Origin of the sequence: Sphingobacterium humi, assembly GCF_009768885.1 — a bacterium.
Taxonomy (GTDB): domain Bacteria; phylum Bacteroidota; class Bacteroidia; order Sphingobacteriales; family Sphingobacteriaceae; genus Sphingobacterium; species Sphingobacterium humi.
The window spans coordinates 96,851-121,598 of record NZ_WSQA01000013.1; the positions used below are offsets into that span (position 1 = coordinate 96,851).

The 24,748-nt window shown below is 39.5% G+C and carries 19 protein-coding genes; 7 read left to right on the forward strand and 12 right to left on the reverse strand.

The window, feature by feature from the left end:
• Nucleotides 1–95: 95 nt before the first annotated feature.
• Nucleotides 96–3,305 (reverse strand): PVC-type heme-binding CxxCH protein, encoded by a 3,210-nt coding sequence (locus tag GQF63_RS15770; protein WP_160370197.1) that lies wholly within the window; start codon nt 3,303–3,305, stop codon nt 96–98.
• 372 nt (nt 3,306–3,677) lie between these two features.
• On the opposite strand from GQF63_RS15770, the gene GQF63_RS15775 reads away from it, so the two are divergent.
• On the forward strand, nt 3,678–6,056 hold the full coding sequence (locus GQF63_RS15775) for an ABC transporter permease (RefSeq protein ID WP_160370198.1): 2,379 nt from the start codon (nt 3,678–3,680) through the stop codon (nt 6,054–6,056).
• Nucleotides 6,057–6,271: 215 nt separating this feature from the next.
• Here GQF63_RS15775 and GQF63_RS15780 read toward each other — a convergent pair whose 3' ends face one another.
• The 8 genes from GQF63_RS15780 to GQF63_RS15815 all read right to left on the reverse strand — a co-directional run bounded on the left by GQF63_RS15780 (nt 6,272) and on the right by GQF63_RS15815 (nt 15,557).
• Nucleotides 6,272–7,099: a retron system putative HNH endonuclease gene (locus tag GQF63_RS15780; protein WP_160370199.1), complete on the reverse strand. Its 828-nt coding sequence runs from the start codon at nt 7,097–7,099 to the stop codon at nt 6,272–6,274.
• Nucleotides 7,092–8,849 (reverse strand): AAA family ATPase, encoded by a 1,758-nt coding sequence (locus tag GQF63_RS15785; RefSeq protein ID WP_160370200.1) that lies wholly within the window; start codon nt 8,847–8,849, stop codon nt 7,092–7,094. The genes GQF63_RS15780 and GQF63_RS15785 overlap by 8 nt, the downstream gene beginning before the upstream one ends.
• Nucleotides 8,833–10,041 carry a DNA adenine methylase gene (locus GQF63_RS15790; RefSeq protein WP_160370201.1) on the reverse strand — a complete coding sequence of 403 codons (1,209 nt, stop codon included), beginning with the start codon at nt 10,039–10,041 and terminating at the stop codon, nt 8,833–8,835. The genes GQF63_RS15785 and GQF63_RS15790 overlap by 17 nt, the downstream gene beginning before the upstream one ends.
• An 857-nt stretch (nt 10,042–10,898) precedes the next feature.
• Nucleotides 10,899–11,762: a toprim domain-containing protein gene (locus GQF63_RS15795; protein WP_160370202.1), complete on the reverse strand. Its 864-nt coding sequence runs from the start codon at nt 11,760–11,762 to the stop codon at nt 10,899–10,901.
• A gap of 99 nt (nt 11,763–11,861) precedes the next feature.
• Nucleotides 11,862–13,034, reverse strand: coding sequence for a VapE domain-containing protein (locus GQF63_RS15800; protein WP_160370203.1), 1,173 nt, complete (start codon nt 13,032–13,034; stop codon nt 11,862–11,864).
• A gap of 110 nt (nt 13,035–13,144) precedes the next feature.
• Nucleotides 13,145–13,492: a helix-turn-helix transcriptional regulator gene (locus tag GQF63_RS15805; RefSeq protein ID WP_160370204.1), complete on the reverse strand. Its 348-nt coding sequence runs from the start codon at nt 13,490–13,492 to the stop codon at nt 13,145–13,147.
• A gap of 86 nt (nt 13,493–13,578) precedes the next feature.
• Nucleotides 13,579–14,481, reverse strand: a complete 903-nt coding sequence (locus tag GQF63_RS15810; RefSeq protein ID WP_160370205.1) for a hypothetical protein — start codon at nt 14,479–14,481, stop codon at nt 13,579–13,581.
• Entirely contained in the window at nt 14,478–15,557 is a 1,080-nt protein-coding gene (locus GQF63_RS15815; RefSeq protein ID WP_160370206.1) for a site-specific integrase, read from the reverse strand. The genes GQF63_RS15810 and GQF63_RS15815 overlap by 4 nt, the downstream gene beginning before the upstream one ends.
• 183 nt (nt 15,558–15,740) lie before the next feature.
• Here GQF63_RS15815 and hemW point away from each other — a divergent pair, with 183 nt between their 5' ends.
• From hemW to GQF63_RS15830, 3 genes are all read left to right on the forward strand, one after another.
• Complete coding sequence (gene hemW, locus GQF63_RS15820) at nt 15,741–16,871, forward strand: radical SAM family heme chaperone HemW (RefSeq protein WP_160370207.1); 1,131 nt, start codon at nt 15,741–15,743, stop codon at nt 16,869–16,871.
• Nucleotides 16,872–17,066: 195 nt separating this feature from the next.
• Nucleotides 17,067–17,390 (forward strand): hypothetical protein, encoded by a 324-nt coding sequence (locus tag GQF63_RS15825; RefSeq protein ID WP_160370208.1) that lies wholly within the window; start codon nt 17,067–17,069, stop codon nt 17,388–17,390.
• A gap of 222 nt (nt 17,391–17,612) precedes the next feature.
• Complete coding sequence (locus tag GQF63_RS15830) at nt 17,613–19,061, forward strand: glyceraldehyde-3-phosphate dehydrogenase (RefSeq protein WP_160370209.1); 1,449 nt, start codon at nt 17,613–17,615, stop codon at nt 19,059–19,061.
• 40 nt (nt 19,062–19,101) lie between these two features.
• Here GQF63_RS15830 and GQF63_RS15835 read toward each other — a convergent pair whose 3' ends face one another.
• Complete coding sequence (locus GQF63_RS15835; protein WP_160370210.1) at nt 19,102–20,346, reverse strand: 3-deoxy-D-manno-octulosonic acid transferase; 1,245 nt, start codon at nt 20,344–20,346, stop codon at nt 19,102–19,104.
• A 59-nt stretch (nt 20,347–20,405) separates the two neighbouring features.
• On the opposite strand from GQF63_RS15835, the gene GQF63_RS15840 reads away from it, so the two are divergent.
• Both GQF63_RS15840 and galE read left to right on the forward strand, forming a co-directional pair.
• Nucleotides 20,406–21,359, forward strand: coding sequence for a GDP-mannose 4,6-dehydratase (locus tag GQF63_RS15840; RefSeq protein WP_160370211.1), 954 nt, complete (start codon nt 20,406–20,408; stop codon nt 21,357–21,359).
• 26 nt (nt 21,360–21,385) lie between these two features.
• Nucleotides 21,386–22,414 carry a UDP-glucose 4-epimerase GalE gene (gene galE / locus GQF63_RS15845; RefSeq protein WP_160370212.1) on the forward strand — a complete coding sequence of 343 codons (1,029 nt, stop codon included), beginning with the start codon at nt 21,386–21,388 and terminating at the stop codon, nt 22,412–22,414.
• Between the two features lie 252 nt (nt 22,415–22,666).
• On the opposite strand, the gene GQF63_RS15850 is transcribed toward galE, so the two are convergent.
• Both GQF63_RS15850 and GQF63_RS15855 read right to left on the reverse strand, forming a co-directional pair.
• Nucleotides 22,667–23,110 carry a DUF983 domain-containing protein gene (locus GQF63_RS15850; protein ID WP_246163580.1) on the reverse strand — a complete coding sequence of 148 codons (444 nt, stop codon included), beginning with the start codon at nt 23,108–23,110 and terminating at the stop codon, nt 22,667–22,669.
• Complete coding sequence (locus GQF63_RS15855; protein ID WP_160370213.1) at nt 23,101–23,961, reverse strand: AraC family transcriptional regulator; 861 nt, start codon at nt 23,959–23,961, stop codon at nt 23,101–23,103. Before GQF63_RS15855 ends, GQF63_RS15850 begins: the two co-directional genes overlap by 10 nt.
• A 197-nt stretch (nt 23,962–24,158) precedes the next feature.
• Between GQF63_RS15855 and GQF63_RS15860 the strand changes: the two genes are divergently transcribed.
• Complete coding sequence (locus GQF63_RS15860) at nt 24,159–24,710, forward strand: hypothetical protein (protein WP_160370214.1); 552 nt, start codon at nt 24,159–24,161, stop codon at nt 24,708–24,710.
• The last annotated feature ends 38 nt before the right edge of the window (nt 24,711–24,748 follow it).

Genomic DNA, 24,748 nt, shown 5'->3' on the forward strand with positions numbered 1-24,748 from the left:
TTGAATTATATAAATCAAATATAATAAGACTATAAAAAAGGCGGAATTCGAAATAAATCGAACCCCGCCCACATGTATTATATTACCAAATTTGTTTACTGTTTATTCATGGTTTTATAGGAGTCTGGCAAGGACTTGAGGTAGGCCATTAGGTCTGATAACTCTTCTTGGCTCAAGCTTTTTTCCAAGCCCGGAGGCATCATAGACACCGCATGCTGCTCGGAAGAGACAATCTCTGCTCGCGGAATACGCACCTCTGCTCCAGGACCAACCGCCAGGATTATTAAATCGGGAAACTGCTCCTTGATAACGCCGAGGTAGGTTTTTGTTTTTGTCTTCACCTGATATGTATCGTACTCTCTAGCGAAACTTACACTTGGGTAGACAATGGCCTCCAGGATATCATGACTTGATCTGATTTCTCCGATATTGCTTAAGTCTGGACCGAAGTGTGCCCCCTCCTGCCCCACAGCATGGCAGGTAAAACAAGCTGCTTTCCCGAAAAAGACCTTTTTCCCACGTTCAAGATCACCACGACTCAGGCTTGCTTCCAGCTGCTCCAACTTAGACAAGCGCTCGGCATGGCGCGCTCTTAAGGCATCCATTAAAGGTTTCCCTTCTTTCTGCACCTTTTCCGGAAAGTTGGCCAGCAACTTTTCCATGTCTTGCTCCGAAAGATTATCCAAGCGATCTTTGGTCTGGCTGAGTGCCTTGATCAATGCCAAGCCTACTGCTTCGCTTTTACTGCCTTCAAAAGCAGTCATTAAGCTTGGTAGTAGGAAAAGATCGGCTGTCCCGACATACTGTTCGGCCAGTTCCTTTTGCTGCCCTTCGTTAAGCTTAGCACGTGCTAGCAGTCGGGCTGCCGATTGTCGGATAGGTGATTCGGTAGGCGGCTTGAGGAAACCCGTCAAAATGTTGAATTCCTTTGCTGATAGTTCTGGAACTGTCATTCCGCGAGCTCCTAATGCGCCAATCCGGAAATCAGGATCGGCGGAGTTATCTTCAATAATCTTTGCTAAGTCATTATTCAAGGCCGCTAACCGTCGGGATTCAATCAGGGCGAGTACAGACCGTTGCAAGACATCATTCCCGGAGCGCAGCAGATTGCCTAATTGTAACGTCCATGCATTTGGAAAATCCTTAACGGGGCTCTCGGAAATAACCGTTAATAGTAGTTGTTTCCAAGAATTAGAGGCTTGGTTATTTCCAAGTTCTTTGGCCATATAGCCTTGAAGCTTGGGGTTTTCACTGAAAGTAATAAGTAACTTCTGAACTGCAGAAAGTTCATCCTTATTGAGTTCTTCCATGTTCAAGCCGCTTTGCAGGAAGCTGATCACCATATCTGCCCATGCAGGTCGGTGGGAGGCAATCCAAATGCCTGTATTGCGAAGTGCCGGCTGTTTGCTTTGCAGAAAGGCGAGCACCTGCTCTTGGCGAAGTGGGGAATTATCCATTTGATCGAGCGCAATAACAGCAGCTTTCCGACTGCCTTCCGAGGTATGGTTTAAGGCAGGAATTAACAATTCCGGTTTTTTAAGGGTAATTAAACTATGGATGATAGCATGTTCTACAAAACGGTCGTTCGGATTGGATGCCGCACTCAATAAGGCCGGAATACAGCGAGGATCTCCGATTTGTCCTAATGCTGTTGCCGCTTGCCGACGTACCGATGCTGAATCTTGCTGTACCAGCTGCATCAGCATATCGACAGATTCGCGATCTGCAGCAAGTCCAAGACTGCGACTAGCCGCGGTACGAACAGTAGCACTGTTATCCTTTAGCGACCCTCGCACGGCTGCAATAGCTTCTATGCTACCAATACGCGCCAAAGCAAACAGCGCAGCAAGGCGGCTATCCTCGTTTTTATCCTGAAGCATCTTTACTAATGCTGGTACGGAATTCGATCCTGCTGCGACTAATTTTTCGACCGCAGCATCTTTAACCATTACACGTGAATCATTGATAAGACCTGCTAACTCCTCAGGACTTCTTTTACTGAGCTCCAGTGCTTTGCCCCAAGGATCTTTTACTGGACTTGCATCTTTCCTGCGGATCCTGTATATCCCTCCTGCTACATCAGGCTTAGCAACCCGCGATAAAGGACAGCCTTCGATAAACCATCCACCAGTGATGATAACCAACAGACTTCCATCCGCGTCTTGCAGTACATCCGTAGGATGGGTATCCGGGTTTTTTGAGGTCATAAAATCCTCTTCTTCGGTTTTAAAAGTTGCACCCACTGCTGTAACGCGGTGGCGGGTGATTTTGCCGGTATTAAATACGGCACTGAATAAATCGCCATTGTATTCATTGCCGAGCCCCTCTCCCCGATAACGTAAGAGTCCGGAATGGGCAATCCTTGGCAACTTGGTCATCACAGGCATGAGATCGCCGGTCAGTTTCAGCTGATCTTCGTCGATTACGCTATTGTATTTCGGATATACGCCGCCTTCCACCCAATGCATCAGCGCATCCCGCTGTCCATTCTGGGGGTCGGTAAAATAGGTCATCGTGCCTATGGTTTCGCCGCCCGGCATAAAAACCATCTCGATGGTATTGTCAAAACCTCCCCCAGCAACAGATTCTAGGCCCGTTCCGTCAGGGCGACAGCGCCATATGCGCGCGCCTTTACCTTTCAGCTGGGCCCCTTCTTTTGTTGTTATATCAAATCCTCGGCGTGCATCGCATAGATACAGCCATCCGTCTGGCCCCATAAACGGGCCATGCAAGGTCGCCGCATTCGCATTGAGTACCCAGCCATTTAAGATGACATCCTTCTTATCTGCTATTCCATCATTATCGGTATCCGTATAGCGCATCAAATTCGGAGGTGCCGCCGCATACAAGCTTCCCTGATAGAATGTTCCTCCCATAGGCAAGGGAATGCTATCTACATAAATCGTGCTTTTATCAAACTTTCCATCGCCATCCGAATCTTCCAACAAACGTATGTGGTAGCTCGGCTCCGCAAGCATTTTCTCCGTCCCCATGGTGTTTACTCCCGTCGACTCGAATACAAATAGACGCCCTTGATCGTCAAAGCTGGCAAACATAGGGAAGGAAATGAGATCCGGGGAAACAGCTTCTTCAATAACAAAGCCTTCCGGAACCTGGAGGTAGGACATGGAATCGTTGTCTTCCTTGCTGGGGTTCTGGACGCAGGAGGAGAATATAAGTAAGGTTATTCCTAAGAATAATGCAATAAAGTAAAGAAGTTTAACGCTTTTTGGAAAACTGCAATTAAGCTCCCCTTGCGTTATATTTCTCGATTCAGCAGCATAGGAATCTCCAGAAATTTTCATAAACGTAGGATAATCGTTAGCTCTTCCACAGCCAAAAAACTGTGTAAGAGTACACTTACTTATAAAACTCATTTTGAAAAATTTAGGTTTCTTTTCTCTCTTGTCTACACAAGATAATCAAATATAGCAAAACATTTCAGATATTAATCCTTTCTGTTTATTTCCCTCCTTTTATCCCTACCTGTTCAAAATCGAACAAAGAAACGTTCGAAATCGAACAGCCTAACTCTAAAACAATATTCACAACAACCTCACTAACAGTGTATTAAAAACATGGCAAATAGATTGGAATAAACTTTACAGCTATAAAACGCAATGTTTAACGCGTAATGAATAATCATTTCGGTATCTTAAAATCTTAAATCATAGCCTATGTTTACCAGCTATATAAAAATTGCCATTCGTAATCTTAAAAAGAACAAGGGTTTTACAACGATTAATATTATCGGCTTATCCCTTGGCATGGCCGGTGCTTTATTAATTACGCTATGGTTGCAGAATATGCTGACGATGGACAGGTATCATGAAAAGAATGACCGTTTATATACCATTAGCAATAGAGATGGTATTCAAGGGTCGAAACATGCCTGGGTATATACGCCGAAGATATTAGGGGAGGAATTGGGAAAAACCTACGCAGATATCGAATCCTATAGTCGTTATAACGGTAATAATAAATTTTTAACAACCTATAATGACAAAAAACTAAAAACGGATATTGCATTCGTAGATTCCGGATTCTTCCACCTGTTCGATGTCAAAATTATCGCAGGTCAAAAAACAGGCTTACTAACCGACCCCAGCTCCATTGTACTGACGCAAAAAAAAGCCCAGGATCTATTCGGCAATGAAAATCCTATTGGGAAAATAATAAAGATCGATTCCGTCGATCAGGCAAAAGTACAGGCGGTAATCGAAGACATGCCCGCAAACTCTAGTTTTGATTTTGAGAGTTTGATTTCTTGGGATTATGCGAAATCAATTGATTACTACGATGAAAACTGGTCTAATAATTCCATTCAAACCTATGTTCTATTAAAAAAGGGTGTTGATCTAAGCCAGTTCAACGCGAAGATAATCGACTTTTCAAAGAACCATATCAATATAAATAATGACTATACGCCAAGCACGGTAGAGATTTTCGCCAGCCCTTATCAAGATAATTACCTCTACAATAATGGGGAAGGGGGTACCTATAGCTCGGGAAGAATCGACCTGGTCAAGCTCTTTGCCTGGATTGGGAGTTTTATTCTGTTGGTCGCTTGCATCAATTTTATGAACTTGAGCACCGCTAAATCAGAACGAAGGGCCAAAGAAGTTGGTGTTAGGAAGGTTATCGGCGCTAATAGAAAAAGCTTGATGCTACAGTTTTTAATGGAAAGCATGCTAATCAGTCTGCTTGCTTTGGTGCTATCGCTTGTCATCATCGTGCTCGTGCTTCCCTATTTCAATGAATTGGTATCAAAAAACCTCTCCATTTCATTCATTACCCCAACAACCTGGCTGTTTTTAATCGCCTTTTCCTTGATAACCGGTTTATTTGCTGGCACCTATCCTGCTTTTTTCCTATCCGCTTTCAAACCTATCCATACCCTAAAGGGTAAATTCAAGGCCAAAACCGGCGGGATAAGTATTCGTTCTACCCTGGTTGTTGTTCAGTTTACCCTGGCCATCATCCTCATTATTGCTACCGTAGTGGTGAGCAGACAGATTCAACACAGTAAAGATCGCGATCGGGGCTATCAGGAAAACGGATTGTTATATACGGAGATCGAAGGTAATATCAATAAGCAATACCTAAATATTAGGAATGAATTATTAGCGAGCAATGCTGTTGTTTCCGTTTCTAAAAATATGTCGCCTGTAACAGACCGATACAGCTCAGGCTGGGGATTCACCTCCAGTGAATCAGTTGAAGAGGATAAAAAGATAAACTTCAATCGATTCAGTACGGATGCAGATGCCGTAAAAAACCTGGGATTTACCTTAGTAGCAGGCCGCGATATCGATGTCTACAAATTCCCGACCGATAGTTCTGCCATACTGATCAATGAAGCTGCCGTGCAAGCTTTAAAACTCAAAAACCCGATAGGAAGTATCGTCGATGGTGACGGTCAAAAACTAACTGTAGTAGGCGTTATAAAAGACTTTGTGATGGCCTCTCCTTTTGGTAAGAATGAACCCACCGTTATTTTGGGCCCAGCAGCTTGGTTTAACGTCATTCATTATCGATTAAATCCAGAACGACCTATAGCCGATAACCTGAAAACCATTGAAAGCATCTTCAAAAAATATAACCCCGATTATCCTTTCTCCTATCATTTTATTGACCAGGTTTTTGCAGATAAATTTAAAGAAGCAAAAGCCGTTGGCACCATTGTGATGCTCTTTGCTGGCCTTACCATCTTTATTTCTTGTTTAGGATTATTAGCACTCATCGCCTATATGGCGGAAACAAGGATGAAGGAAATTGCTGTCCGGAAAGTACTAGGCGCCTCTATTCCCCAAATAACCAGACTCCTTTCCATGGATTTCATCAAATTGGTCGTGCTATCTATTGTAATAGCCTCGCCTATTGCCTGGTGGGCGATGACAAATTGGTTAAAAAATTACGAATACCGCATCCATATCGAATGGTATTATTTTGTGGTCGCCGGACTGCTCGCTATTGTCATTTCCCTAGCCACGATTAGTTTTCAATCGATAAAAGCAGCATTGGCAAATCCAGTAGATAGCTTGCGGGATGAATAAAAGACAATAGGAACTTAATAATTCCTTACCTTTGCTTCCCAAAGCGAGCACCCAGAATGCATAACCCGCCTTATATTCAGTCAGTTATGATTAAAAAGCAACAAATAGAAAACATAGAACTCTCTATTTTTTTGACAAAAAAATTATAAAGTTTTTATAAAAGTTTGAAAAGTATCCGACTACGTGACTACACGACTACAATATTTAGAGACTAGCTAAGTTGCAACTTCCTTAATAATTTTAGATAACCATTGTTCACTTATAGCTAATTTTCTAAATGCTAAAAATTCATTTTTTAAATCCTCAGAATCAGACTTAAAATTCCTGACGTTTGTTTTGATAGCTGTCATTTGATTCGATTTGCTGTCGCGATTAGATAGAATTGCATCTCTAATATTCTCTCTAAATCTATCTAAAAGACCTCTTCTTAAATCAACTAGAATATCCCGATTTAACCTACATAGCTCAATCGTATAAATAAATCTTGGATCTCGGGAAGAGATTCTTCCATCCTTAGAAAAAACTAAAAATTTCTCTGGATCAATTTGTTCTGGATTTATTAATAATGGACGTTCAACTACGTTGTAACGTTCTGAAAAATGATTAATTAATTTTAAGTTATGATCATTAAGTTCAAATCTAATCTCATCACCTTCAATTTCAAAATTGTTACCTTTGGAACTATTGCACAACGGACAGGACATTAATAAATTGTCCCAAGAATATGCTAACCAATAGTAAATCGATTTCGGTCTATAATGCTCAATATGATAATATTCAATTTTTTGTTCGCAAAAAGCACACTTACCATTATAAATATTGATTAATCCCAACTTAACATCTTTTTGCTTATAACGACTGTTATATCTATTGCTATCTATATATCTTCCTAAATTTATTAATTCAATTCTTCGATTATGTGTACTAGTTGCAGCTCTCGGAACAGGGATATTCCTCTTTCCAACTCGTTCAGGAAACAACTCAGAAAATGCTGGAATCAGAGATTGAGGGACTATCTGAAGGTTTTTAAATATTCTAATCATCACTCAATTCCTGATCAGTTATTTGTTTAATAAGATCCTCAATGTCTTTATCAGAAATATGTACATCACCCCTTTTCTTCATTAAATCAAGTCTTTTATTCAATTCATCATTAATCTTGTATAACAAAAAATTTTCACTTGTATCTGCTGATGAATTATTAATATCTAATCTTGCAGATTCTAAACTAAAAAGACTTGAAGTGACGAGAGTGTTTAGCATCAGATGATTAAGATTTTTACGGTAATAAGGTTCCGAAATTCTTGAAATACCATCTTCATCATTTCGATAAACTTTGAAAATTAAAGCCTCATCGGACGCTCCTTGAATAATAGTTGGACTATGAGTAGTAAAAATAAATTGAATGTATTTGAATGTTTCTCTTAATTTACTAACTATCACTTTTTTCCATTTAGGATGTAAATGTAAATCAATTTCATCAACGAGAACAACTGCAGGGATCTTAAAGATGTCTAAATTCGATTTTGCTATTCCCTGAAGACGATAAATTAAATCAATGACAAAAATGGTAATACTTTTATACCCTTCTGATAATTGGAGAAATTTCATTTGTCTTCCCTTTTCAAAGAAAAACAATTCGTTTTCAAGGAATTTAATTCGTACATTCCTCTCTAAGATATTATATATTACTTCTTCGATAATATCAATAGTTGAATACTCTGAATTACTATTGTCTAAATCAAATAATTTCTGATCTTTCAACCATTTTTCAGGACTTATTAAAACCACTTCGGAATCAAATAAAGACATAAATCCATACTTCTCATGATCTTCACCAAATCTCCCCCTATGAGTACCATACGCAAATAAATTACTTAAATAGCTATTTTTAACCCCAAGAGAATTTTTACCAATGATTCTTAGTTCCTTATTGTCTTTAATGATTTCTCTGATTTTCCCAGTCCGCTCCTGATCAGTCGATTCTAACACATAATTTTGATTGAAAGCCAGATATATAGCCATCAAAACAAGGGATTTTCCATCGCCATTTTCTCCTACAAAATAAATTTCCTTTGATCCTTCAAAATTCAGTTGAGCCTTTTCCTCAATACTATAAAATTTCGAAATTTGGACTTCATCAATGATACTAAAATCTTGTAAATAACCGTGATCATTCATTTCATTTGGCAGAATCCAATTCAAGAACTTTTCTTCTTCTTGACAAAAAACTTCATGTAACCTTAAGTCTTGCAAACATTCTCTTAAATTACCTTCATTAATAGTGTCTTTTGAGATACCATTCAACCTATCAATTAAAAGATCTTTAAAAAGTGGTCCTATCAGCTTATTCGTAAGCAAAATTGAAAAATCATATGGAACTAAATCTACTCTTCGATAAATCGGCTTTGATGCTCCAGACTCCACCAAACAACTCCTGATATTCGTATACATCTTACCCTCAGACACTTGGAACAACCCAGTCATAAGGTCTGTACCTGATTTTCTAAATATCTCCATCACACTATGATGTGTTAGAATTAAAGAAAATAAGCCAAACAAACCTTTCTCCTTTGGAAACTTCAAAATTTCTAACCAATAGTAAGGAATCTTATCTTTCAAAGATTTCATCCCTAGAAAAGATTTTAAGATTGGTAAATTTATTTTAGAATCCTGATTTACATAGCTAATTAGCGTTTCCTTATCATATAATATATCTAAGACTTGAACAATATCAAATTTTGTCCAAGAGGTAGTAAGTTTCGTAATATCAAATTTAGATTGGTTGATCATTCTTTCTAAAATTAATTATAAATTCAACAACCTCTTGTTCCTTTTCATCGCTACGCCCCATTTTACTATGAACATGATCTTTTGTTAAAATATTAACAGAATATTCCTGCCCTAAACTTCTTTTTGCAAGGTCTAAAATCTTTTCCTTAGAGATCATTCCTGTATCAGCATAACTCAAGCACAAGTGTGCATTTCTATTTGAAACTCCTTTAAACAATTTTGTAAAGGCTAACTCAACTTTTGTTTTGATACAGAAAATAGATTGATGTCTATCTTCTCGATACCTCCCTTTAAACTTAACATCAGGATAGTCATACTTTACAAGTGTTTCAAGTGCATGATAAAATCTTGAATAATGTACGGATTGATAAGGAGGATCTGCATAAACAATCGACCCAAAAGGAATTATTCTCAAACAATCCTCAAAATCCATTGTTGTTATGTTATGCATCCTTTTATCGCGATTCCTTCGATATTCGATTAATTCAAGAAATTTACGCTCAAAATAAGGTAATATCCCTCTTTTCCTATATGATAAAATATCTTCGAAATTAGAGGCCGTTAAATCCCTATATTGTGCATAATGTCCAGTACTCTGAGACATATATGACATTGCAAATATCAGGGAGGATAGGATAATAAAATACTTTGATGTCCCTTTATATTTTTCAGCAACTGCTCTAAAAGAATCAATCCAAATGCACTGATCAAGCGACCAATAGGTTCCTGAATAATATTTTGCAAATAGATGAAAACCCATATCGAAATTGACATCAATTAATTGACGCTCTCTTTTTTCTAAATCATCGAATGTATGGAAATCGATATTCTCTGGATATTCAAAAACCAACCTTGGATGAACTCTTATAAACTCATTTCGATAAAATGTTGCTTCATCAATTATATCCTTAAGAGATTCCTCATTTATAAATTCATCGAGATTAGTCAAATAAGTATTTGAAAATACTGAAGAATACATCTGAACATCATTTGCTAACACTGAATAATTATCACCAAATTGACCAGCAACTACCCCAGTCCCGGAAAACAAATCACAAAACCACTCTGTTTCAACATTTAAAGAAGTAACCGCTAAATTTACAAAATCTAATATTTCTCTCTTTGACCCCATGTATTTAAGTATATGAGGTATTTTAGAGGACACTTCCATTTCTTTAAGAATTCCCGCCATAATTAATAATTAAACGAAAATAGAATAAAAATAATGCTTTTCGCACATATTTTATTAACAAATGGCTCAATTATTCATCTCTTTTACTAATTTAGTCAACAAGCATACTAAAAAGCGTAAACGAGATTGCTTATAGTCAGAAATATAGGATTTGATGTAACTCCAAATGATATAAATCTATTCCTGATATTGTCCTAAGCTAAGCCTTCTCGAGGAGGGTCTTTGAGAAACTCTGTAACAGTCTAATTTAGTTCCACGCCTAACCTTTTCAACCTCATGAAACATAATACATTATCTGATTTCTTCGAATCGACATCTACTTTTAAATCCGTTGAGACTAAAACAATTTATCTAGATGTTGATATGTATAATAAATTAAAAAACATCATATCCGACTACCCCGATCACAATTTGAACCTCAGCAAATTGGCAAGTTCCATAATTAACGATTGGATGCAAGAAAATAAGGAGGAGCTTTTAAGAAATCTTTATCAAAAATTTCAAAACCGTTATTAGTCAGACTCCCTAAACAGCCTTAACCGCTAGGTTAATAATCGGAGTTTTAACTCGATAAGCCGCATCGTGCGTTGGGAAAAGTTTTACTACATCATAATCAACTAAAATAGAAGACCTTAAGCAACAAAAAGGTTAAAATGTAGTAAACCGAGGTTGCTTCGTAGTTTTTTATGTAGTAAAAATATTATTGAGCACCAAGCACTTAGGGTCACTTTACTACAAAAAGAATAAAAATGGCATTCAGAACAAATACATAAACAACTGTACATCAGCTTAATACACAGCTTACTGCGGTAAACCGCAGTACCCTCTTGCTTTCAGAATGCCTATAAAAACAAATATTATTCCTTCCTTAATTTTTGATGTATTAGGTAGTCATTTAAATCATTGAAGTTTTGGTATAGGATGCTCCTGTCTACCACTTCCAAATTCTGATACTCCATAATTATTAAGTTTGTCATGGTACACCCAGCTTTATCATTATCTAAAAATAGATGGATTAAGTTATAGTTAGGAATTATCTCTTTTAAGAATTGAGTGTTTGATAAACTATTTAACACTAAATAATCATAGGTAAACTCATCATCTGGATATAGTTCGAGGTAACTTAGGAAATCAAAAAAGCCTTCGAAAACTATGAGATTGGAACTGTTGTTCGTAATCAAACTTATACTACTATGCGTACATCCTTTAAATTTATTATTTCTTAATACCCACCCCTTTAAATTCTTAAATCCAACAGCTTTAAAAGTCCATTTCCCATAATTGTATTGGATTGATTTGACATACTGAGAAGCATTTCCGACCCTTATCCCTCTCCCCTCAATATATTTAGACAAATCAATATCCACAGTGATTGATTGAATTTTGGTAATCACAAACTTTATAGGATTAGCAGAAAGCTTTTCTTTTTGCTGTTGAAAAGAAAAAGAGTTGCCCTTAAAATGAGAAGCAAGATTAATCGCTTCCGAAATATTGAGATTCGGATACAATGTTATAATAAGATCGATTAGTGTCCCCCCAATTCCAAGACCATAGTCCACCCATAAGTTTTTCTCAATTGACACCTTAAAAGATGGACGGCTTTCAGTTCTTAATGGCGAGATATAGAGACAATAATTTGCATTAGCTTTCACTGGATTGATTTTCAAACACTCAGAAATGAAATGTATTATAGAAATTTGGTTAGCTTGTTTTGCATTCATGATGTAGTTATGTAGTCAGATGTAGTTGGATTAATTTAATAATCTAACTACAGCATTTTATGGCTTAACAGTCATTTTAAGCATGTTTTATTAATGTAGTTAGGAGTTTTCGACTACATAATAAACTTTAACAGGATAAGTTGATCTTTCGCCAGTAGAAGTAACATGACCTCTAATCTGATAGGGCGAAAATCCTAATCGCTTCATAGCTCTCGCAAACTCCTTTTGATTCAGTTTGGGATAGGATTTAAGCTGAATTTCATGAAAGATCTCGGAACTCATCAACTGCCGATCGTACTTATCAGGTGAACCAGGAGAAAAATATTTTTGCAATAATTCATATTCTATTGAAGTCACTTTAAAACCTTCATTGGCGATCTCATTTTCTTCAATTTCCTGCCTAGACATTTCATATTTAAATCCGCTATTCAATAAATAATAAGCATGAGACCAAAGAAGGTCTATATCTATTTCATCTTTATACTGCCAATTTATATCTTGAATCTCAAAGCAAACCCATCTTACATTGGCATCATCCGTTAAAAATTCACTTAGATTTGTTGATCCAATAAAAGAAATTCTTCGAGGGGATGTTCTAGCCTTTCTATCATAGGGATGTCGAACATTAATATGAAGCTTCGACATAATCGACTTTAAGCTATTGATTTCAAATTTGGTTAGGGATGCTAATTCATCTAGAATGCAAATAAAATTACTTGATAATGCAATTATAGAATCTTTATCAATTCCAATATTCTCTACAGAATATGATCTAAGCTTCTCAGGAACTAAAAATCTTGTAAAGGTGGTTTTACCATTCGACTGCTTATTGCAAACCAAAATAAAAGCCTGCTTGTTAAAATAGTCTTCACGAATTGCACAGAGGATAGTCCGAACCATCCATTTTTTAAATTGCACCTCAAATCTAGTCTGCTCTTTCGCACTTACATAGGAGACAAACTTGCTTATATAATCGCCATGTAAAAAAGGTTGGTATTTTTCTTTAATGCTGTTAAAATATTCCAAAATAGGATCATATTCGCTGACATAATCCGATCCTAAAAAGACTAGAATATCAGATATTGTTGCCTTTAAACCAACATTAATTCTTAGGTCTAAATAAAGGTTATTTTCATTTACTTCTTTAAAAGTATCACTTAATTTTGCTTTATATTCAACAGCATTGGTAAGTGTATTCTTTCTAAAATCATAGGTGCTAGTAAGGTATTCAACTACTTTTTGAATACTCGGAGCATCATCTCGTTGTTTCATTGCGAAATTCTAATTATAAAGTTTTATTGATTAATAGAATTCCTTAACTTAGTTCTGTCAATTAAAGAAGAAATTCTACAAGAAATTAAAAGCAATCAGAAATGATTGCTTTATTTATTTAAACTGTTTTTTCTTTTCAACAGCAATTTCTCAGCTATCGTATCGATATCCTCAGATGTTCTTACTTTATATTTCTTAAACCATTCAATAAGGTCTGATTGTATAAATCTAACCCCACCAGAGGGCAATTTTACATGGGGTATTAAATCCTCTGAGACGAGTTGATATAGTCTTTGTTTAGAATAACCTGTAAGAGACATAGCAAGATTATAATCACCAACTTTGAATTCGGGCTCTTCTTGATTATAAATAAGCTTTGAAAACTTTTCCTCTAAAATTGAATCTAATTGATCAATTGTGAGGTCAATAATTCTAGTTGTTTTGGGAATTGCATTCATACTAGTTTTTTTTGTACCAGTACAAATATTTATGAAAATCTATCATAAAACAGACTCTAATGGGGCTAGAGTCAATAGAGTTATAATTATGCTATAAGTTCTTCGAAATACTTCGAATAATTAACATCAATATCTTTAAATCCTTGACCATATAGTTTTTGTAATTCCTTCTCCGACTTTTGCTCAGGGATATAAAAGATTTCTTTGAGCGTACATGCTGATTCTTTATTGATAGTAATGGATTTACTTAAAAAACCTAAATTAATGAGTGCCGATATAAATCCTGCTAAGTTTAGTTGCGTACTACTGGCTCTATACCCATCACAAAGCACCCATTTTTTCTTGTCCTTTAAAAACTCAAAATGCACTTTAGTTTCATTAATCCGATGAATAAGATCCAAGATACTCATATCACTTTTCAACCAGAATTCACTAAATGCACTTTTTTTAAATAATTCATTTTTCGCAATATGATTAGTTGAATCTAATTGCTTTAAATATGATATAGCAATAAAGGCATCGCGACGATCTACCCATAGCCTAGGAATGTTTCGAAGGAAATCGCCATCTAAAGTGTGATCTTCCATGAACACAAATATTATAAACAATACTGAAACCAAAATAGACCCGGAAATAGGTCTATCTGAAAAACCAACTAGAATAAAAAGTAAACATAGTACTAACCAATAGAATACTGAAATAAGCGAATAAACGAATAATTTTTGCCGATAATAGTTCAGCAATTCGGTTCTTCTGTTTCCAATCAAAGATTGATCTTTTAAATATAGTTCGGAGGAAACTTTATCCTTTATTTTGACTAAAACCTCTTCAGATTTTAACCTTATATTTTTACTTAGGATAAAAAATAATCCAAGAAAAAATAAACATATGACGAATAATAACGAATAGTTTGGTGAAGCTTTAGAATAAACAGCAAATAAAACACATGCAATTACTATCAATAGGACTTTAAAAACATTACGAATCATAAACTTGGAAATTTTAAAATTTCTTCTTCCTTTTTTCTATCAACGATCTTAGCATAAATCTGAGTCATTTCAATTTTAGAATGACCAAGCAACTCTTTCATTGTAAACAAGTCAATTCCAAATGTCAGTCCTATCGTTGCGAAGGTATGTCGAGACACATGAAAATGAAGGTTCTTTTTTATTCCAGCTTCTCTTGCCCAATTTTTCAAATGCTGATTTAACGCTTGAGAGGTGGAAGGCAAACCCCAAAAAATCTTTTTATTAATTGGATGTTTGGGAATCTCTCCTATTATCTTTAACACATCTTCCACCACAGGCACAGTAACAATCTTTGCAGGTGTTTTAAATGGACGAAATCTGATAAATCCATCAATTAAATGATCATAAGTTATCCTTCTAACATCGGAGATTCTCAAACCAGTAAAACAACTAAATAAGAATGCTTGTCTTATTTGTTTATTTCCTAAATCTGGATGTACATTAGCTAATGTCCTCACCTCTTCAATAGTTAGTCTTTCACGTTCTAAATAAACTTCTTTTACTGGTTGCCAATTCTCAAATGGGCTATTATCTATTATTCGACGAGTAAGCAATTTATTATAATACTGCCTAAATACCGACATGTATGCATGGGTAGTATTTTGCGATACATACAGCAGCAGGTAATCTTGAAATAAACTTAAGAACTCCTCAGACACCTCTGAGATTAGAAAACTCTTATTTCTAATGTATTTACCCAAATGAATTATTAAGCATTCTAATTTGTAATTGAAGCGCCTTTCTAAGCATTCCTTAAGATAATCCAATAATTCCAAACTTGGTCTATTCGGCTTTTCATATCCATGCTTTGAGAAATTAAGCTCTGTTTCACGCTTATTTCTTATTGCTCGAATAAGCTTCATATTTTCCGAATCCTTTTCCATGATTCGTATCCGCGAACTCGAATAGTCCCGATGAACATAGATGCTTAAAAATTCATAACTTCGTTTCGATTTTTGATCAGAAGTTCTAAAATAAATATCCAAGTAAACGCTGAACTTTCCAGACTTCAAGGGTTTGTATCGTACTGTTACCATGTGTTACCTTTGTTATTTTTCCCAAGATAGAAGTAACAAGGTGAGTAACAAAACTTTGATAAATCCTCGAATAAATTTACAAATTATCAGACAAAATAACAATATAACAACCTGATAAACAAAAGGATACTTCTAAATTCTATCAATTTCTATCATAATTTATCTATACTTATATTTGCACCCATGATTTACTTCCACATTCCATTTTGCAAGCAAGCCTGTCACTACTGCGATTTCCATTTCAGTACCTCTTTGCAATACAAAGACGACATGCTCCAAGCCTTGCTCCTGGAATTGGAACGCCGTGCCGATTACCTTCAAAACAAAACCATCGATTCCATTTACTTTGGTGGTGGCACCCCTTCCCTACTCACAGCCGATGAAATCGCTAGGCTGATCGATAAGGTGGGCCAGCTTTACGACATCAATCCACAGGCCGAGATTACCCTGGAAGCGAATCCCGACGACCTCAACGCCGCCAAGGTGCAAACCTTACGCCATACCCCCATCAACCGCTTCAGTATCGGTATCCAATCCTTTTACGAAGAGGATTTACGTTGGATGAATCGGGCGCATCATGCCGAGGAGGCAAAGGCTGCGGTGATGCGGGTGCAGGATGCCGGCTTTGAAAACATCACCTGCGACCTCATCTACGGATATCCCCTGCTGAGCGATGAAAAATGGAAATCCAATATGCAGCAGTTGATCGATTATGCCGTGCCGCATATTTCCTCTTATGCCATGACGGTAGAGAAGAAAACAGCGCTAGATCATTTGATCAACAAAGGGAAAACGCCGGCCATGAACGAAAGCCAAAGTGCCGAGCAGATGCTGATGATGATTGATTACCTGCAGGCAAACGGCTATGAGCAATACGAGATCTCCAACTTTGCCAAACCTGGAAAACACGCCATCCACAACAGCAATTATTGGCGAGGCAAGCATTACCTGGGCATAGGGCCCTCAGCACATTCCTTTAACGGCGTATCCCGTTCTTGGAACAAAGCCAACAACGCCCTGTACATCAAAGAGCTGTATGCAAACCAACTGCCGCTGGAAACAGAAAACCTGAGCCCCGAAGATCGCTTTAACGAATATATCATGACCTCCTTACGCACAAAATGGGGCGTAGATCTCACTTATGTAAACCAGGAATTTGGCAGCGATTTTAAGAACAGCCTCTTAACAGAAGCCGAAGAACACCTGCAAGAAGGACATATCCTCCTCGAAGAGTCGCAATACTTGCGCTTAAGCTCTTCCGGAAAACTCCTGGCCGATCAAATTGCCTCCGACCTCTTTATTGTCTTGCAATAAAAAAATAAGCTTCGCGATTAAACCTTTTGCGGCTGGGGAATTCTAGTATAGAAATAGACCACCTTATGTTTCAAAAAATCAGCGCCGCCCTCGTTTTATTTTTTTTTCTGCAGCCTCCATCTTTCCGCACAAATCAAGGAAATAGATGTCATCAGTCAATCCATTGGCTCCTATTACTTGGATACGAAATACGAAATGAAAACCGACCTGTTGGAAACAGGACAAGTGCGGTTTAGCTTTCGACTAAACGACGAGAATATAATCGAAAAAGCAGAAGTCTACTTAGCTTCCCAAGCCGAATTAGACGAGCTATACAGCTATATTAAAGCACTTTTTGAACAAAATAAAAACAAAGAAATCAAAATCGACCTGGGTGACAGCATCCTACACCTTCACTATGAAAGAATGATCATCGGTGGGCAAATCGTCTTCAGCCATGCCTATAAAAGCAGCCCTTACGCCAGCCGCACCTCCCCCTACCAATCGCATTCCGCCATTCGCAAAGCCTTCCGAAAGTAAGGCCCTCCATGGCAAGGGCGAAGCCCTGTTTTAGCGAGGAGCGAAAGGAATCTGTGGAATAGGCGAAAAGCCATTTATTTTCTCTTAACAATCAATCCCTTTCATTAGCAAATAAAATCATTAACTCTTGATTTGTTGAAATATCGGTAAATCTTTCCCCAAATCAGGCTATCCACTTTATAATTTATAGTTTTGCATCATAATAATCCATTATAGTACATTATGATACATCATTCTACTTTTGAAGACCAAATCAAAAGTTACAAAGTGAAGCAAAACGCTTGCGTTAAGCTTATCCAACTGGTTAGCGATCTATGGTTTAACCAATCCATCGAGCTTGTTTTGTTCCGTAATCAATTAATCGATCGCCGTGTCAGCTTTATCTTGAACCTGCATCAGGAAACCAAGGAATTGGCCGAGAAAGCAATTGAAATTGAGGAAACCTTGAACATTGCCGAAACCATCCAAAAGCTTAACTTAAATCCTTCGCGTATAGACATTGGCAAATTAGCCCTTGAAGTTCGCAAGCATGCCGTTCAGGAGGAAGATTTAGCCGATTTCCTCGCCAATGAACTGGCTGGCGCGCAGCAGCATCAAAGCTTTGCCCCTAGAGATGTGGTGCTTTACGGTTTCGGTAGAATTGGTCGTCTGCTAGCACGCGAGCTGATTTCAAAGGCCGCCGCAGGTAGACAATTGCGCTTGAGAGCTATTGTTACCCGCGATCAAACCGATCAGAAAACCCTGGAAAAAAGAGCAAGCCTCTTACGGCAAGACTCCATCCACGGCGATTTCGAAGGCGAGGTCGATATCGATGTAGCACGTGGTGCCTTAATCATCAATGGCGTACCGGTTTACCTGATTTCGGCCAAAAACCCAGAAGATATAGATTATACCCAATACGGCATCAACGATGCCTTGGTAATCGACAATACAGGCGCATTTCGTGATGCCCAAGAGTTAGGTCGACACTTAACGGCCAAAGGAGCCGCGCAAGTGCTATTAACAGCACCTGGCAAAGGCGTACCGAATATTGTTTACGGTGTGAATGAAGACAGCATCGATACGCAAGCCGATCAATTGTTCTCGGCGGCCAGCTGTACCACCAACGCCATCTCGCCTATCCTTGCCGTAATCGAAAAGAAATTAGGCGTAGTAAAAGGCCATATTGAAACCATCCACTCCTATACCAACGACCAGAACTTGGTGGATAATATGCATATGAAATCACGTCGCGGGCGTGCCGCTGCCCTCAATATGGTCATTACCGAAACAGGTGCTGGGAGTGCTGTGGCCAAAGTATTGCCCGTATTAGCAGGAAAACTAACCTCCAATGCAATCCGTGTACCCGTTCCGAATGGTTCCCTCGCGATTTTGAACCTAGAATTAAAATCAATCAGCAGTGTAGAGGAAATCAACGGCATCTTAAAGAAAGCAGCCTTGGAAGGCAATTTGGTAGAACAAATTAAATATGCCAACAATGCCGAATTGGTATCCTCAGATATTGTGGGCACCAGTGCGGCCTCCGTATTGGATGCCCCGGCCACCATTGTTTCGGAAGATGGGAAGAATACCGTTATCTACGTATGGTATGACAATGAGTATGGCTATACCCATCAAGTGATGCGCTTGGCCCGACATATTGCCGGCGTTAGACGCTATACCTATTACTAGGAAACTATACAGCAGGAGGGCCAACAGGCCCTCTTTTTTGTTATCCGATTAATCGTTCAGTAATTAAGTACTTCATAATAATCTGGGTCGCACCGGCCCGCGTGCTCACGTAGTTTTTTGCGGCTTGGGCGGCATGTGTTCTTTTTTCCGGCTGTTGCAAAGCCTGAAAAACCGCCTTCAATTCTTCCGCATCGCCAATAGCCCATGCGCCCCCCAGTTCCAACAGATCCACCGCCTCTTTAAACTTCTCGTATTTCAGCCCAAAAATAACCGGCACCCCATAGGTCGCTGCTTCTAAGGTATTGTGAATGCCTGCACCAAAACCACCACCGATATAGGCAATTTGCCCATAATAATACAGGGAAGACAGCATCCCGATATTATCGATCAGCAGCACCTGGGCTTGGGCTACCTCTTGTTGGCTATACTTCGCAAATAAGGAAAAACGCAATGCCTGTGGAAAGAGCTTTAACAGCTGCTGAATATGGCCTTCATGAATCTCATGCGGCGCAATAATCAGTTTCCAATCGGGCTGCTGCGCCATCAGGGCCTGCAACAGTTCCTCATCGGCCGGCCAGGTACTGCCCGCTACCAAGGTCTGTTTTCCGGCCACAAAAGTCTCAACTTCCGCTATCCGTTTATGGTTCAAGGGCAGCGTAACAACCCGGTCAAAGCGCGTATCGCCCGCCAGGCCGGCATTACAGATGCCTATCCATTTCAACATGTGCACACTTTCCATGTTCTGGGTAAAAAAGAAGGAAACCTTCTTTAAAATCCCGCGGTAAAAGCCTCCGTAGCGTTTGAAAAAAAGCTGGTCTTCGCGGAAGATCGCCGAAATCATCAACAAGCGAACCTTTCGTCTCTCCAGTTCCGTGAAGTAATGATACCAGTATTCATACTTGGTAAAGATGGCCAATTTAGGATTGATGATATCCAGAAAGCGGCGCGCATTTCCTGCCGTATCTTCCGGCAAATAGCAGACATAATCGGCCAAGGCCGTATTTTTACGGATCTCATAGCCCGAGGGCGAAAAAAAAGTTACAATTATTTTCTCCTGCGGATACTGCTGTTTAATCTGCTCCATCACCGATCGGCCCTGTTCAAATTCACCCAGGGAGGCAAAGTGGAACCAGATGTGTTTTTGCGACGAATCAACCGATTGCTCCAACTGCTGGAACAAGCCTTTACGGCCAGATACCCAAAGCTTCGCTTTCGCATGAAAAGGTGCTATCAAGCGTAGCAGAGCCCCATAAACTAGTATCCCTAAGTCGTAAAGTAAACGCATCGTGTAAAAATATTGCTTATCTTCGTCAAAGATATTTAAACCTTTTCAAATTCACTATTGTGCAAGAGAAGAAGCGCAAACGAATATTAATAACCGGAGCAGCGGGATTCTTAGGATCACACCTCTGCGACCATTTTATCCAGCAAGATTTCCATGTCATTGGAATGGATAACTTAATTACCGGCGATATCGACCATATCGCGCATCTTTTTAAGCTTCCCAACTTTGAATTTTACCATCACGATGTTTCCAAATTCGTGCATGTACCAGGCGATTTGCATTATATCCTGCATTTTGCATCTCCGGCAAGCCCCATCGACTACCTGAAAATCCCCATCCAAACCTTGAAGGTCGGATCCTTAGGTACCCATAATTTATTGGGCTTGGCCAAGAGCAAGAAAGCACGCATTCTGGTGGCCTCCACCTCGGAAGTCTATGGCGACCCTTTGGTATCGCCACAGTCGGAAGAATACTGGGGCAATGTGAACCCGGTGGGGCCAAGAGGGGTGTACGATGAAGCCAAGCGCTTTCAGGAAGCCATGACCATGGCCTACCACAACACCCACCAACTGGAAACCCGCATCGCCCGCATCTTTAACACCTTTGGCCCGCGCATGCGCCTGCACGATGGACGTGCCTTGCCAACCTTCATTTCCCAAGCCTTAAAAGGCAAAGACCTGACGGTTTTTGGCACCGGCCTGCAAACCCGCTCCTTCTGCTATGTCACCGATCAGATTGATGGCATCTGTAAACTGCTGTTTAGCGACTATGCCCTGCCGGTAAACATCGGCAATCCCGATGAAATGACCCTGTTGGATATGGCCAAAGAAATTATCGAACTGACGGGAAGTAGCTCCAAGATCGTTTTTGAAGAGCTGCCTGTTGACGATCCGAAGCAACGCAGACCTGATATCAGCAAGGCCAAAACCTTGTTAAACTGGTCGCCCCGCGTCAGCCGAAAAGAAGGCCTGGAAAAAACCATCGCCTATTATAAAACGTTTTTTAATTCTTAATCCACATATACGTAAAAAGCAATACAATGAGCAAAATATTAGTTACTGGCGGAACAGGATTTATAGGTTCCCATACCGTGGTAGAGCTACATAAAGCAGGCTATACCCCTGTTATTGTAGACAACCTATCCAATTCCAGCGTCAAGATTTTAGACCAGATTGAGAAAATAATCGGTGTGAAACCAGCATTTCATCAATTTGACCTATGCGATGTGGCGCAAGTAAATGCCTTTATTGCGGCAAATACCGACATTTCGGGTATTATACATTTCGCAGCCTCTAAAGCGGTGGGCGAATCGGTACAAGACCCCTTGAAATATTACCACAACAACTTCTTCTCCCTGATTAATCTCTTGGAGGCCTATCGTAAAAAACCAATAAATTTCGTGTTTTCATCCAGCTGTACTGTTTATGGCGAGCCGGATGTATTACCGGTAAACGAAGCAGCACCCGTAAAAAGAGCTACTTCCCCTTACGGAAACACCAAACAGATTGCCGAGGAAATACTCGAAGAAACAGCAGCAGCTTATGATAATTACCAAGTCATTGCCCTGCGTTATTTCAACCCCGTTGGTGCGCATGAATCGGCCTTAATTGGCGAATTGCCTATCGGCGTGCCGCAGAACCTCTTGCCTTTCATTACCCAAACGGCCATTGGCAAACGCGAGAAATTAACCGTGTTTGGCGATGATTACGATACGCCGGACGGATCGGCCATTCGGGATTATATCCATGTTGTCGATTTGGCAAAAGCACACGTAGCCGCCATTCAACTGTTGGAAAAAGGAAATCCTAACGGCAGTTACGATGTCTTTAACGTAGGAACAGGAAACGGGTACTCCGTATTGGAAGCGATTGCCGCTTTTGAAAAGGCTTCCGGACAACAACTAAACTACGTCATTGGCCCACGCCGTGAAGGTGATATTATTAAAGTTTGGGGCGATGTAACCAAATCAACCAATGAATTAGGTTGGAAAGCCGAGCTTGGCATCGATGAAATGATGTCTTCCGCTTGGGCTTGGGAAAAATACTTAAGCGAAAACCCCATTCAATAATCGGGATAAAAACCTAAAAAGCCGGGCAGCCCATTTTCTATGGTGCTGCCCGGCTTTGTTATAACCTGTTTTACTCCTCCTTCCATCAGCTTCTGATAAGCTCCTTTTCTGCCCCCTATTTCTTCCATTTCTCAACCCATTGCAAAGGGCATTGAAAGGGGTTTCAAAGGGGTGTGAAAGGGGAGTGAAAGGGGACTAAGCAAAAGAAGGCCTAGGCGTGCCCTAGCTTTCTTTGCTTTGAAGCCTTATACGTTACGCCTTCAGCGTGCCCTCTTTAACCTGTTGGTATATTTTTGGATTGAACTTAAACATAGGTGTCATCCAATACAATAAGATAACGCGCGAATAGCGGTTGTTGAATGGCGCGAAAATCAGGGTAGCGGCCAAGGCTACAATCACATATAACCATGGGCTTTCCATGTTGCCGGTTAACCAATAGGTAATCACGCATGAAGCCACCAGCTCGGCCACACTCATCGCATAACTGATATACATCGCCACATAGAAATATCCAGGTTCCTTCTCGAATTTTAAATCACAAGCCGGGCATTTTACATGCATTTTCTTGGACCTAAAACTCAACAGAGGAGCAGCAAACATATCGCCCGTTCGACAACGCGGACATTTGCCATCAACGGCGCTTTTTAGTTCGGATGGGATTTGGTATTGATTTTCCATATTAATATTTACTTCCATTGTGCTTTTCTAAATTCTTCGGGAGTCATCCCTTCTACTTTCTTAAAAAATTTGGTGAAATAGGAGTTATCGCTAAATTGTAACTCATAGGCCACCTGTGATATGGTCCAATCGGGTAAGATCAAGAGCCTTTTGGCTTCCAGATGTATCCGACCCCGGATTACTTCGCCGGCTTGCATGCCCAAGTATTCTTTGCACACCCCGTTTAAATGGTTGGGCGTCACAAAGAGCAGCTCGGCATATTCCTTTGGCAAATGTAATTCTTTATACCGTTGATCTACCAAAGCAATGAAATTCTTAATCAATAGCATTTGGTAATCCATGGTTTTCCGCGGAAAACTCGGGATATAATCTTGCTCTAACTTCAACAGAATATACAAGAGCAAGGCGCGTTTTACATCTACTTCGGCCGGGCTGTATTTCAAGTCGACCAGCTGATTGAACAAGGGAATCACCTCGGCTAAGGTATCCGTCGACAAATTAAATACCGACTCGTTCAAAGAGGAAAACAACGCGAGGTTTTCCACATAATCCGGATGCAATAATAGCGATTTGAAATAATCGATATCAAAGTTCAAGATATAGCCTTGCATATTGCCTTCGAACATCCAGGAATGTACCTGCCCGGGGCCCATGCAATACACCTGCCCGGCAGTAACCGGATAGGTTTTAAAGTCGATTTCATGTGCGCCGGCACCATCGGTAAAAAGAACAAGATGGTAAAAATTATGCCTGTGCGGAAAAACCAGGTTCCGGTTATTGGACAAATATACGTCCAAGCGGTCTGCTAAAAGCTGCTTGTCGTCCTTGTAGGACACCGTACATTGTTCAATTACAGGTATCTTTGCCATACGATACAAAGGTAGGCAATAACTACCATGAATAATGGTACAAAACCAACCTGCAATGGTATTATTTACGTTTTATGTAATTATGACATGGAATTAATACCACAAAAGGGCGCATTGCCTAGTACTTTTCAATAATAAATCGCTAGCAAGCCGGTTAATTATCCTGCTAAAGTAAAAAACATTGATTAATTTTAAAGATGTCATTATATAAAGATGAAACCCTGAAGGAGGCGGTACTCAACCTTTCCCAAAAAGAAAAAGACAAATTATTGCTGCGCCTGATCAATAAGGATAAGATGCTGCTCAAGCAGTTGCACTATGAATTATTGGAGGATGAATCGGATCTGGAGGATCGTATTAGCGATTTAAAAGCCAAATTGGACGCCCTTTTTGAGGAAGCGGCAGACCATATCAAAAACATTCCGCAGTACAGCAATTACAAGCAATTGCAAGCGGCGATGCGCCATGCCAGCGGCTTAATTAATGAGCATGAAAAAGTAACAAAAGATAAATTTAGTGTGGCCGAGTGTCGGTTGATTGTATTGGAGGAAGCCTTCTCGCGGTTCCCCAAGCTCTTCGAACCGGCAGCCATCAGCACCGCATGGAAACTTCATAAATATGTGCAGGGGCGCATAAAAAATGCGAACACGGCCTATTCAAAACTGCATGAAGACCTGCAGTTCGACCTACAGGCACAAATGGATGAGGTACTGCACTTTGTGGCGGAAAAACCGGTGCTTCTTGTCTAGCCTAGGATAAATTTTGTAACTTCGCAAAAATAGCACAG